The following is a 13,196-nucleotide window of genomic DNA, read 5'->3' as shown; positions in this document are numbered from 1 at the left end:
GCCACTCGGCATGGTGACGGGCGATGCTCACCGGCTTCCTCCCTGTTGCAGCTGTGCAATGGCACGATGCGGCACGAGGAATGTGACGGCAATCGGGAAGAGCCGCGGCTGAGGGTTTCGGTACCGGCTGCGAAGATGTTCAGTCTCCCGAGCTAGTTCGACGGGGATTTCTTTAAGGCGAGTGCGAAGACCATTAAGGTCGCGTTCTCGTTGCTGCCGTTCGCCCTCGCTCCACTCAAAGCGTTGCTGAGGCTCGTCCTTTTCATCCAAAGTTTCGCGGATGGACTTTTCGAGTTCGCGCATGATCGCCGCCAGTTTGGCTACTTCCTGCTCCGAACGCTCATCGAGGAATTTCTGAAGATTCTTGGTGCGTTCTGTCATCCGGACTTCAAGCGCCTGAAGCAACGGCACTTCCATCTTTGGCCACAGTTCTTTGAGCCGATCCTCGACGAATCCCGGTGCACTTTGCCCTTCGATAGCTTCATATGCTGCCTGGGTTTCGCCGACATTCATGCGGGCGAATCGCCCTTCGCGAATAAACCCACCAGCGAGAATAATCTCTTCATGTACTCGCTGGCTGTCTCCACCAAGCACCAGCAGTCGGCCATGGACGACGACAGCCGGCGTCTGCAGCGCGGTATCCGGAACAAGGCGGCTGGTGAAACGATTGAGTTTCTGCGTGAGCCCTTGCGACCAAACTTCGGCGCGCAAGAGACGGACACACATCTGAACCAGCCGGTGGTTGAGGTGACAGAGCACCACATCGTCACGCCCCTCAGCCAATGCATGATCAAACACGATGGGGCGAGTGACCTTGGTATGCGGGTGGGCCAGTCCATCGGCACAGAGAGCCCAACTGCCCGTCAACGTAGGGAGATGGAAGACAGGGCAATCGCGATGCGCACCGCTTGGATCTGGCCAGAGCCCTGGCACTTCGGCAGGTCTCAGGGCAGGCTGTCCGGCCAATGCAAGGCCGGTCTGCACCACGTTTCGAATGTTGTCTGGGCTGAGGTGCAGCTCACGTTCTGTTTCATGCAGTTGCTCCGCTAGCTTCTGCAGCTGTTCGCGCAACGTGCGCTCGAACTTCAGCATGGCTCGGACCGGCTCGGACTCGCGTTCGGCACGGGCCGTGTCGAGGCGTTGGCGGCGTCCGAGCATTGCCTCCTCCACCTGATCGGCGATAACCGGACCTACCTTGCCGAGATCTTCTCGAATGGTTTCTACCTTAAGAACGGCCCGGAGCAAAAACTCCAGATCCCCTTCGAGATCCCCTGGCGCCTGTCCAGGCTTGGTCTCGTCAAATCCAGCTCCCACAAAGTGAAAGACCTCTACTTCTGAATTCTTTTGGCCATGGCGGTCTACTCGACCGTTACGCTGCTCCATGCGATTGGGATTCCAGGGAATCTCGTAGTGGATGAGTTGCCAGCAATGGTTCTGGAGATTGACGCCTTCGGAAGCTGCATCTGTTGCAAGCAGAATCCGGACGGGAGCGACCACAGGGTTCGCTTGGAACGCCGCTTTGATCTTCTCGCGGTCGTCCGAGGGCATCCCCCCGTAAATGGTGAGCAACCGGTCTTGCCCAGCCAATCCTTCGGCAGCCAGCAGATCGTGCAGCCACTTCTGGGTTGCCCGGTATTCGGTGAAGATAATGACTCGCCGGTTGGACCACTTACCGCCCGGCTTGAGGGTCTGTTTCAACCACTTGATGAGTGTGCGAGCCTTGCTGTCGGCATGCGCTGCTGCGTGTGTGGCGAACTCCCGCAGTTGCTTGAGAAGACTTTGTTCTTCAGCTGACAGGGTCGTGCCATGGCGGGAGGCTATCTCCACCGCCTCAAGTGAGGTGCTCTCGTAGTCTTCATCGTTTGCGAAGTCGTGGTCGACTTCTTCTAGCTGGCGCTGCCAGGCACCACTCGCGGCGCCGCCTTTGGCTGTTGTGGCGGCGCGTGCGTGTTTCTCCAATGTGATGGCAAAGGCGGCTGGCGAAGAGAACAGGCGCTTCTTAAGTAGCTTCAGAACAAACTCGGAAGCAAAGCGTTCGCCCGCGGTATGGGCCGATTGGGCACGCAGCTCTGCATAGCGTTGCAGATTGTGGTGAGCATTCCGTTCAGCGTCGGAATAGGACACCTCAAGATGTTTCACCATGCGCTTCGCAAATCGTCGTGTACCATCCCAGCGAAGCTCCAACTCGCTTTTCATCCGGCGGACCATGACAGCCTGCAACTGTGTTCGATTTGGCCGCACGGCCCGTGCGAAGCGTTGATTATCGAGAAGTTCTAAGAGTGCGGCGAAGCTCTCACCGTATCCATTGTGCGGTGTGGCGGAGAGGAAGAGCTTGTGCTCGAATGACGGAGCAAGGGTCCGGATAGTCGTGGTACGGAGAGAATCAGTTGCGTACTTGCCTCGTCCGGATGGTGCGACGTTGTGCGCTTCGTCGAGGATCAGCAGGTCATATGGCCTGGGATAGGCTGGCTGATCTCCCGCCGGCAACGTTTCCCGAAATAAGCGCATGGGCCGCTCACGCTTGAGAAAGTCAATCGAGGTGATAAGTCGCGGGAAATGAGACCAGGGATTGACATGGATGCCGCGGCGGCGGCGGAGATCGGCAAAGAGATCACTGTCGACGATTCGAAACTCCAAACCGAACTTGTCGCGCATTTCTTCCTTCCACTGCACCTGAATGGAGGAAGGGCACACGATTAAGATGGTGCGGGCCCGATGACGCAAGATAAGTTCCTGCGCGACCAAGCCAGCTTCGATTGTCTTGCCGAGCCCTACGTCGTCAGCCACGAGGAGATTCACCCGCGGCATTGAAAGAGCCCGCACGACGGGGTCGAGTTGATAGTCATCAACATCCACCCCGCTGCGAAAGGGAGCTTGTAAAGCTTTGTCATCAGCGGAAGAGACAGATCCCCATCTCACTGCATCGAGGAAGGCGTCGAATACCTTTGGGGGATCAAAGCTGTGCAAAGCAGGAAGTGCCGCTTTTTCACGACAGCTGGCGCCAGGCTCCAATTCCCAGACGACTTCCATTTCTTCGCCTAGCCCCTCATCTTCGACGGATGACAAGCGCACCAAGTGTTGTCTGGTTTGTGAGTCCTGAAGGTGTGCAGGGAGGGGAAGCTGTGAGGCCTTGACGTCAACGACCGTGAATGGTCGCTGCCTGACGATAACGACTTGGCCGGGTTCAGGTAATTGGGAGGGCATCACATAATGGCTCTAATTAAGACACCAAAATTTCCGACTTATGAATGCGATGTATTCGGACTCATTCTTCCCAGACACAGAAAACAGTGTCTTCAAGAAAGAGGGAATTCAAAGCTTCCGGATTGGGCATCTCAACGCCCCTTCAGAAAAGCGAGACGGCCTCTCTGCTTAATTGATAACAGGTGGAAAGGCTTACCCATTTCTATGCGCGAAAGCAACCATTCAGAAGGTGGACATAGCGAAAAGTGGCCACTCAGAATTTGATGGGGCTGGAAGCTGAAGAGGAAAATACAGCGTGATAGGTTTGGATCTCCGGCAGTATCTGTTTAGATACGCATTGGTCAATTGGTCGTGTATAAGCTGCTTCTGGCTGTGACCACCAATACTTTCTGTAGGGCTATAACCTACGCCTGGCTAGTGGGCTGTTTCGATTTTAGAATGATTTTGTTGACCTTTCCCTGTGGAGGCACGCACTCGTTCTTTCCACGCGAAAGCTCAGGAACGGTAGAAGTGGGGCCAGCAACTATCGCAGCCTAATAGTTAAAGGAGGCCCACATGACAGGCTCAGAGAACATCACAGTATCGGATGCACAGACAGTCGGTTGGGAACTAACCCAACGGACACCCGATAACCAGCTAGACACCTGGCAGCGACTGTTCTATCAACTTGCGCAGGCCTTGCCGGCCAACTTCGACTGTGCCAGGCGGCTTTCGGCGATGAACGATGTGTTCTTCCTCCTTCGGCGGTTCCCGTGTTCAAATGTTGAATTAAGCGTGCCGGTCACGACTGAGGAAGCGGTGCGCCTCATGATGCCGGGTATACAATTGGGCTACGACAATCTCCTGCGACTACAATCGCTTCTTTATGAAGTGGCCAACGAGCTGGGAGACCATCCCGCAACAATGCCGCTTTATGCTTTGTGGGACGCGCTGGACAGCCGGAGCTATGAACTGATCCGGGAAGTGACCTTCGGAAAAGAGGGGGAAGAAGGGGGAGTCTGGTGAAGTTGTCGCAACGGATTCGCAGCAGGACATGTTGAAAATTTTAACATGCGTCGTATTCTGCTCAAAACGGCCACCTATTATGACGGAATCCAGCCACTCAAAATGCTGCTACAAACCAGCCGACCGAACTGGCCAAGACTAACTGGGTTGTTTGAGTCTTGCAGACTTCCCGACTCGGGTAAGGAAGGGCGCTGGATTGATGGTTTCTCGTTGTCCTGAACGGCTGCTTCCGACCGAGGCTGTGTGAAAACGTGGGCCGCATCCGTACAGGACAGTGAGTTCTTGTCCACGTCACATACTTCAGTGACCGAGTGGACTGTAGCAATGCATTCGGGAGTCGGTTGCCATTGCGATGCCGTTCGATACGTTGTATTTTCCGCCACATGATCACGCGTCCCATCGTGACGATGCACCGACGGATCTCATCGGCACAGTCCACTAGCCTGACGAGGTGTACCTGATGAAGCGCTTCATTGCAGGGCAAGACCGGTCGCAACACACCCTGTTTCCGGAGTCACTTGAGGACTACATCGCCGAGGACAATCCCGTTCGTGTGGTTGACGTCTTCGTCGACGGGCTCGACTTGGCCAAGCAGGGGTTTGATGGCGTACAACCGGAAGCGACCGGCAGACCGTCCTACCATCCCGCGGTGCTGCTCAAGCTCTATATCTATGGGTACCTCAATCGGATTCAGTCCAGCCGGCGCCTGGAACGCGAGGCCCAGCGCAATGTCGAGCTGATGTGGTTGCTCACCCGGTTACGGCCTGACTTTAAGACCATTGCGGACTTCCGGAAAGACCAGGGTTCGGCGATCCGTCGCGTCTGCCGCGAATTCGTCCTGCTGTGCCGGCGGCTCAACCTGTTTTCCGACGCCCTCGTCGCCATCGACGGCAGCAAGTTCAAGGCCGTGAACAATCGCGACAAGAACTTCACCGACCGGAAGCTCCAAGCCCGTATCGAGCAACTCGAAGCCAGTATCGCACGCTATCTCACCGAACTGGATCGAGCCGATCGCGATCCTGCGTTGGTGCCCGAGGCCCGGGTGCATCATCTGAAGGAGAAACTGCAGACCGTCAACACGCAGATCCAGCGCCTGAATGAAATTGGTTCGCTCATGCGTGACGCGCCCGATGGCCAGATATCACTCACCGACCCAGACGCCCGCTCCATGGCCACAAGCGGTCGCGGCACCGGCATGGTGGGCTACAACGTGCAAATCGCCGTGGACACGAAACACCATCTGATCGTGACGGACGAGGTGACGAACCACGGACACGACCGTCAGCAGCTCTCGCCTGTGGCCCAACACGCGGCGCAGGCGACCGGCCAGGCACGCCTCACGGTGCTGGCCGACCGAGGCTATTTCAATGGCGAGCAAATCCGGGAATGCGAGCAGCAGGGGATCACCACCTTGATGCCCAAGCCGCTGACCTCCAACAACAACGCGGCGGGCCTGTTCGACAAGCGCGATTTCGTCTATCTCCCCGAGCACAACGCCTACCGATGCCCTGCCGGGGAGCACGCAATCTATCGCATGACGAGCCTTGAACGCGGCCTCACGCAGCACCGCTACTGGTCCTCGGCCTGTCCGCGCTGCCCGCTGAAAGCGCGCTGCACCACGGGCGACTACCGGCGTATCTCGCGCTGGGAACATGAATCGGTCCTGGAAACCATGCAGGATCGGCTGGATCGAACACCGAACGCCATGAAACTACGCCGGCAGACCGTGGAACACGTCTTCGGCACGCTCAAGGCGTGGATGGGGGTGACACATTTCCTGATGAAAACGTTGCCGAAGGTCAACACGGAGATGAGTTTGCACGTGCTGGCGTATAACCTGAAGCGCACCATGCGAATCTTCGGCGTAAAACCCCTGATGGCGGCCATGACAGGGTAGCAAGCCCGGTCTTGTTGCCAAACTGAACGGCCTGTCCGCCACGCCTAGTCAAACTTAGCCCCACTGCCGCAGGTACAAAGATTTCACTCGCTCGGCATTTCTGTTTTCACACGGCCTCGACCCAAAGCGGTAGTTGGAAAGATGAGAAAGCAGACGCTCAGCGACGAGGTTAGGCCGCAGGCCTGTTGACGGGATGCCATCGGCTTTAGCTGATTGTGAGGCCCTACACATATATTAGTGAAGACTCGCATTTCACACGAAAGAGTTGCGACGTTCGTCCAGTAGAGGTCACCTCTGCCCCGCGCCTGGGCGGGTCATAAAACAAGAGCTTCCAGCGTGGGCGAAAGAGTGGTAAAGTGCACCAATAGTATGAACATGGTGGAGGTCGCAACATGGGAACCACACGAAAGACTATTACCGTCACGGAACAGCAGGATCAGTGGATCAAAGCCCAGATCGAGCGCGGCAACTTCACGAACGACAGCGAATATATCCGTGATCTGATCCGGCGCGATCAAGACAGTGCCAAATTTCAATCACTGAAGGAAGCCATTCAGGAAGGGTTGGACAGTGGCGTCAGCGACCGAACCGTGTCGCAAATCATGGAGGGAGTGGAAACGCGGCTGAGGACGAATGGCCGTCTATAGCCTCTCGTCGAAAGCCGCCGCCGATCTCGATAGCATCTATGAATACACGATCCTTCATTTCGGACTGGAACAGGCGCGGGTCTATCTCTTGGGCTTGCATGAGCGGTTCCGGATGCTTGCGGAACAGCCGACGCATGGGCGCAAGGCCGATGAACTCGCGCCGGGGTTGCGGCGGTTTGAGTATCAATCCCACATGGTATTCTACATACCCAAGGACAACGGGATTCGGATCGTGCGTGTCCTGCACCAACGCATGGACGTCACAAGGCATGTATAGCAGCCGGCCAGCGGAGCATGCGGGATGAGCTCACACATCTCGCACGTATCCAATGCGTGTTTGACAAACTCATTCTGAGGTAACTTGGCGCACACTAGCTAAGATGCGGCCTCTTTTCTAGCCTAGTGTCACCCGAAGCAGACTTGCCTCTCCGAACAACCACAAGCCCTTGAGGGCTAAGCCAGGAAGTATCGATTGCAGGTCAAACTACCGGCGGTATGGGCGCTTGACGCGAAGGTTGCCAATCTCGGTCACATTCGACAGTTGCTTCTACCAGCGCGGGAAGTGCAATGCAAGGCAGTCCGATACACTCGTGAGAAGGATCCTGGTCACCTTCTCCAAGACGAAGCCGACCAGACGCTCGCGTATCTCCTTTCAAAAAAGCCAAAGTCAGCTGCCTTTAACCGAGGTGAACCCGTACTTATTGCACAGTACGACTCGGTCCTGGTTGACAACCTGGACCTCACCGACGGCTTCTGGCTGCACCACCCACACCTGCGGGATGAACGCCCGCTTCCGAGCCAGCTTGCGGCGGCTGCACAAGAGTCCTGGCGAAGTGCCTTTCGGTTTGTAGAAGAGGATGCGGACCGAGGCATCCTCGGGCTGCGTCGGCCGCAAATTGGTGCATTACATGCCATTCATGCTCACTGGGCCATCAGTAGAGAAACCGCCACCGTCGTCATGCCCACTGGAACAGGCAAGACGGAAACGATGCTGTCGATCCTGACCTCCGCGCTCTGCCACCGGGTGCTAGTAGTTGTTCCGACAGATGCCCTGCGGACACAAATCGCCGGAAAGTTTGAGACCCTAGGTGTTCTCAAGTTCCCCACCAGTGGGGTCCTGGCTCCCGAGGCGCGTTGCCCGGTAGTCGGGACGCTACTGTCACGTCCAAAGACAACCGGGGAGGTAGAGACGTTCTTCTCCCAGTGCAACGTAATTGTGACGTCCAGCGCTCTCGTCGGGGGATGCAACGCAGAGGTGCAGGCACGAATGGCTGAGTTCTGCAGCCATCTCTTCATCGACGAGGCACATCACGCCGAAGCGACAACTTGGAAGACTTTCCGCCAACACTTCGAGGACAAGTTAATCGTACAGTTCACGGCAACGCCATTCCGAGAAGACGGACAGAAGGTAGACGGAAAGTTGGTTTTTGTGTATCCGCTACGCAAGGCGCAAGAGGAGGGTTACTTTCGACCTATCAGGTTCCGGCAAGTCCATGAGTTTGATGCCGCGCGAGGTGATAGAAAGATTGCTGAGTCAGCGCTCGACGAGCTTGATGAGGATGTCACCGGCAAACACATCGTCATGGCGCGCGTTGATAGCGTGCCACGTGCTGCGTCAATCCTCTCGCTGTATCGCTCGTTCAGTCGCCATGAAACCGTAGCAATTCACTCTTCGATGCCAGTTAGAGAGCGAGAAGAAGCCAAACGGAAACTGTTCTCGGGTGCAGCACGCGTGGTCGTATGCGTAGACATGCTTGGCGAAGGCTTCGACCTTCCCGAGCTAAAGATCGCTGCCTTCCATGACATCCGTAAGAGCCTTGCGGTCACGCTGCAGTTGGCAGGCCGGTTCACTCGCTCTCGTTCCGACTTAGGTGATCCTGTATTCATCGCCAATACTGCGCTCATTGATGTAACCGATGAGCTTCGAACCCTCTACGCGCAAGACCCGGATTGGAACGTCTTACTTCCAGCGCTGAGCTCGGCCGCCATCCACCAGGAGGTAGCATCACAGGAGTTCTTTCGCGGGTTTGAGAACTTCCTCAGCGAGGTTCCGCTCAAGGACCTTCGTCCTGCAGCGAGCATGGTCGTTTATAAGACGCACTGCGCCAACTGGAGGCCTAGGAGCTTTAGGAAGGGGTTCCGTGGTTTAACCTCGCGAGACAAACTCTACCACAGTCTCAATAACCAAGAGAACGCGCTCGTGGTGCTTGCAGCTACGGAGCAAGGCGTGCGTTGGAGCGATGTCGAATCGATTAGGGAGATGGGCTGGGAACTACTCATCGCTGTGTGGGACCGGGAGCGTCACCTGCTCTATCTTCATGGCTCCAACATTAACGGCTCATACAAGGAGCTTGCAAAGGCCATCTGTGGAAGTGACGTTGAGCTATTGATTGCGCCGGATCTCTTTCGCTGCTTCCACGGCATAAAGAGACTGGTTCTCAACAATGTTGGACTGAATGAACATCTGGGACGCCAGGTACGGTTCACCGCACGAATGGGGTCGGATGTTGAGGCTCGCATCGGACAGGCAGCCCGGCAAGGCGCAACGAAGGCCGTTCTGGCAGGCCAAGGCTTTGAACGTGGCCAGCGTTCGTCAGTGGGGGCTGCGAAGCGCGGTCGAGTTTGGTCAAACCTGAGGCTTCGCGTCGATACCTTTTCAGCCTGGGCAAAGGGCATTGGCCAGAAGCTGATCGATGAAACGATAGACCCAGATGCCGTGCTGTCGGGCACTCTCAAGCCGGTAGCGATCGGTTCGGTCCCGCACAAGGTAGCCATTGCCGCTGAATGGCCGATCGAACTGCTCATCCGACCTGAACATGCTACGTATTTCCTGGCCTCAGGAGTAACGGAAGAACCCCTCACAAATGTCGATATCGAGGTCTGCCCTCGGTCTGACGACGATCCGATTACCCTGAGAGTTTTCTCTGACAGATGGGAGCGCTTCTTACGACTCGAACTACTCGGGACCAATAACAGCATTGATTTCAAGTTCACTCAAGTCGGCAGGCACCAACTGGATATTCGTCGAGGTGAAACTGTAGAACCATTGGCGGAGTTCTTTAACGAATTCCCTCCAGTAGTCTGGTTCGCTGACGGGTCCTCACTGGAAGGATGCGAATATGTTGAACTACCCTCAACCACGCTATCGCCGTATTCGACCGGTCGTCTGACAGCCATCGACTGGACCGGTGTGAACATCAAGAAGGAGTCGCAGGGAGAGGCACGAGAAAATGAGACTGTGCAGTACAGACTCATTGAACAGTTGCAAAACGACTCCACGTATGAGGTCATCTTTGACGACGACGGTGCAGGTGAGGCAGCGGACGTCGTCGCTGTGCGGCTACAGGCAGAAGGAGACCGCAGCACTATCGAAGTGGAGTTTTACCACTGCAAGTATGCTCTAGGTGAACCAGGTGGGCGTGTGGATGACCTCTATGTAGTTTGCGGCCAAGCTCAGCGGAGCATTTGCTGGCTTACTAATCACGAGCGACGCATCGAGCTCTTCACGCATCTTCTGAAGAGGGATGCCATGCGAACGTCGAAGGGACGCTCCTCGCGTTTTGAGCGAGGAAATGTAGACTCCCTCATTCGGATACGCGACATAAGTAGAAGGAGTGAGGTCAAGCTGCGAGTCGCTGTAGTTCAACCCGGCTTGTCGATCGCCGCAGCCACAAGAAGTCAACTTACGCTGTTGGCTGTCACGGAGCGATACCTAAGCGATACCTACGAGGTTCCACTCCAGGTGCTTTGCAGTGCTTAGCTGCCTTGGCGTTCGCGTCCGTCGCGGCTGCGTTACGGTCCATGCGATTGAGGCAACTCTGCTCGGTGTTTGGCCCGATGCACTGGATTGCCTTGAACCAGACAGTGGCGACCGACCGATTCTGGCCGATGGCAGTCCTCGACCCAAACCGGTCGATCAGTGAATTGAAAAGCGGTCGTTCACCGCCTGCGTGTTGCGGTAGGGAGGTTCTCCGTTCGCTGGAATGTCCGGGGCAGGCGGCGGCAAATCTGCGACATGGCCGTGGTCCTTCAACAGACCAGCCCGACAGCGGCGCACCAAGTCCTCGCCAGCAAGAGCACAGCTGCGTCGAGCCTCACGGTCGAGTTGTTGTGCCATCGCGGTCAGGAGAGTTCCTCCAGTTTACGATGGAAGGGGATTGCTTCGTGATCCCGGCCATAATATTCGTACAGGTGTATCAGAAAGTGGAGGGCCAGGCGAAGAATGGGCAGGAGGCGGTGGGGATCGGTTTCGGCCATAGCGAGAATCGACCGAAAGCGCTGTTCAGCGTCTGCGGTCTGATGCTGACTTTCACGGTTGGCAGCCAGATAGAGTTGGGCATGCAGGGTCTCCGGATGGGTCGGCCCCAGGACGCGCAGCGCGAGGGGCACGACGGTTTCGAGAATGGGCGTCGCCTCTGTATGCCGGGAGAGGGATTGGAGCGTGATGGCCCAATGAATGGCCACGAGAATCCCGTCGAGGGTGGCCACGATCTCGGGGTCGCGCGTGAGGGCATAGGCCTGCTCTAAAAACGGTGCCGCATGATCAAATTGCTGGAGCGACATATAAGCGTTGCCGAGATTGGAGAGACAGGGAATGCGCATTCTGGCGGCCGGACCCGTGAGATGGGCCGTCTCGTTTAAGAGTTGTTCATAGTGGGCGATCGCCCGCTCCCATTGTTCCTGTCCGGCATAGACGGAGGCCAGATTGTCGCGCGCCGCGGCGCGGAGGGCGAGCAGGTCCGGACGCGATTCGGTGTGGGCGAGGACGGTGAGCAGGAGCCGTTCGGCTTCGTCAAACCGTCCGAGGTGTGTGGCTTGGGATCCAAGATTGTTGGTCGTTTTGAGCGTGTCCTCATGGGTGGGGCCGTAGGTCTCACGTCGGCGTTCCAGGAGATCGTGGGTGAGCGCATAGGCGTCGTCAACCTGGTAGAGATCCGTCAAACTTTCGGCGAGTTCATGCAGGGCAAGTAGCGTGTCTGGATGGGTCCGCCCATGGATGCGTTCCATGGTATAGAGCCAGGTGCGTAAGACCGGGAGGGTGTCGATGAGCCGCTCGTGCTCTCGGAGGACGGCGATCAGATGGAGGACTAGATTCGTGAACGCATCGAGCGACGCCGGGGGATCGACGCTCAGGAGTTTCCCTTCCAACTGCGTCCATTCGGTCTGTGGGAACGGGACCTCCTCGTCGAGTAGTGTCGTGAAGATGGTTAAGGCCTGGCTGAGCGCGTGATAGGGGGTCGTGGCAGGCCAGCGTTCGCTGATCGCCAATGCGTGCGGGAGGTGTTTCTGGGCAATGAGCTGGTCGTTCTGCCGAAGCGCGATTAGAATTTGTATGATCGTTTCGTTCCATTTCGCGGCGCGAGGAAGGGTCGTGGGGGCCTCTGGAAGGTGAAGCGGGTTGAGATAGTGAGAGGTGGTAGGCCGGTACACTCTTTGGCTCTCGTCCTCATCCCAGATAATCGGTTGTTGATGCGGCTTGTCCACCCAGGTCTCTCCGGACATACTTAGGACGGTCAGAAAGAAACAGCCGAGCTGGTTGGGCTCCGTGGTGGTGATGCGGGTGACGTCGAGGAGCGGGTCGTTGACCTCGGGGTCTGCTCCCGGTTCGCCTTGGTCCATCATCATCGACACAAACATCGTCCCGACACAGAGCATTTCGTACACGGTCCAGTGCTGGGCCGAGAGGAACGCGGCCATGGTTTTGGCGTGCGTTTCTATCGAAAGATCGGCGTGTCCCTCTGAGGAGAGCAACTTTACTGACTCTGCGGGAATCGTGACGATCTCATGGAACCACGGGGCCTTCCATTGTGGTATGGGGTGTGGCCCTGAGTCTGTGGCTTGCTGAAGGACAAAGGCGGCGATGCCTTGCCAGAATGTCGCTCGGGTCCTCATGTGGGGGGTCTGTAGGAGCTGTCGGACCAGAGGGCGCGCGGTTGAGTCGGCCCAGGGGAGGAGTTGCGCATGCTGGCCACTCGCACGGTCCATGCAGAGGACGGTTTGGATGAGCAGCATCGCCATGGACGCTTGTTCCACGGTCCATTGTTCGTCAGACACCCACCGCATCAGGGTATTGAAATGCTGTTCGAGTCGCTTGATGTAGTCGTGGACTGAGGTGTGGCGGCTCGACATGAGAGGGTCCTTGTGTAGTGGGTGGAAAAGGAACTTGTGTTGGCGGCGTCTAGCATTACTGATTCTGAGAGTGCTGGCCCGATGTCTTCGTGGGGCCTGTGTGAAAGTCCAGACCAGTTGGGGTCTCATCGGATGGTTTGGGGATAAGCTTGAGGGTTAGATTGGGTGTGAGGGGGCTCCGGAAATTCGGACAGTATGGTAAGTGGCAGCCTGGCTTCACCGAAGCCACCAGGCGGTGACGAACCAGAGGAGCGAGGCGTCGGGGTAGGGGCGAGATTTTAAAACTCTAGAGCCCTAGAGACAACAGGTTTCGG

General features: G+C 56.9%; 8 protein-coding genes. 5 read left to right on the top strand and 3 right to left on the bottom strand.

Annotated elements, in window-relative coordinates; all coding sequences use genetic code 11:
• Window positions 1-27: 27 nt before the first annotated feature.
• Complete coding sequence (gene drmD / locus KJA79_RS18010; RefSeq protein ID WP_213043443.1) at window positions 28-3,204, bottom strand: DISARM system SNF2-like helicase DrmD; 3,177 nt, start codon at window positions 3,202-3,204, stop codon at window positions 28-30.
• A 555-nt stretch (window positions 3,205-3,759) separates the two neighbouring features.
• Here drmD and KJA79_RS18005 point away from each other — a divergent pair.
• From KJA79_RS18005 to KJA79_RS17985, 5 genes are all read left to right on the top strand, one after another.
• Window positions 3,760-4,209 (top strand): hypothetical protein, encoded by a 450-nt coding sequence (locus tag KJA79_RS18005; RefSeq protein WP_213043442.1) that lies wholly within the window; start codon window positions 3,760-3,762, stop codon window positions 4,207-4,209.
• A gap of 460 nt (window positions 4,210-4,669) precedes the next feature.
• Window positions 4,670-6,106 (top strand): IS1182 family transposase, encoded by a 1,437-nt coding sequence (locus KJA79_RS18000; RefSeq protein WP_213043441.1) that lies wholly within the window; start codon window positions 4,670-4,672, stop codon window positions 6,104-6,106.
• 392 nt (window positions 6,107-6,498) lie between these two features.
• Window positions 6,499-6,753 carry a type II toxin-antitoxin system ParD family antitoxin gene (locus tag KJA79_RS17995; protein WP_213043440.1) on the top strand — a complete coding sequence of 85 codons (255 nt, stop codon included), beginning with the start codon at window positions 6,499-6,501 and terminating at the stop codon, window positions 6,751-6,753.
• The gene (locus KJA79_RS17990; protein WP_213043439.1) at window positions 6,740-7,030 is read left to right on the top strand and encodes a type II toxin-antitoxin system RelE/ParE family toxin; all 291 of its coding nucleotides are present in this window, start codon (window positions 6,740-6,742) and stop codon (window positions 7,028-7,030) included. The genes KJA79_RS17995 and KJA79_RS17990 overlap by 14 nt, the downstream gene beginning before the upstream one ends.
• A gap of 195 nt (window positions 7,031-7,225) precedes the next feature.
• Complete coding sequence (locus KJA79_RS17985; RefSeq protein ID WP_213043438.1) at window positions 7,226-10,513, top strand: DEAD/DEAH box helicase; 3,288 nt, start codon at window positions 7,226-7,228, stop codon at window positions 10,511-10,513.
• A gap of 156 nt (window positions 10,514-10,669) precedes the next feature.
• On the opposite strand, the gene KJA79_RS17980 is transcribed toward KJA79_RS17985, so the two are convergent.
• Together KJA79_RS17980 and KJA79_RS17975 are read right to left on the bottom strand one after the other, a co-directional pair.
• Complete coding sequence (locus KJA79_RS17980; protein WP_213043437.1) at window positions 10,670-10,870, bottom strand: hypothetical protein; 201 nt, start codon at window positions 10,868-10,870, stop codon at window positions 10,670-10,672.
• Window positions 10,871-10,875: 5 nt separating this feature from the next.
• Window positions 10,876-12,882 (bottom strand): tetratricopeptide repeat protein, encoded by a 2,007-nt coding sequence (locus KJA79_RS17975; RefSeq protein WP_213043436.1) that lies wholly within the window; start codon window positions 12,880-12,882, stop codon window positions 10,876-10,878.
• Between the last annotated feature and the right edge of the window lie 314 nt (window positions 12,883-13,196).

Source organism: Nitrospira defluvii (assembly GCF_905220995.1).
GTDB lineage: Bacteria > Nitrospirota > Nitrospiria > Nitrospirales > Nitrospiraceae > Nitrospira_A > Nitrospira_A defluvii_C.
The sequence above is the reverse complement of the archived record's forward strand: the minus strand, read 5'-3'. Positions and strand labels throughout refer to the sequence as shown.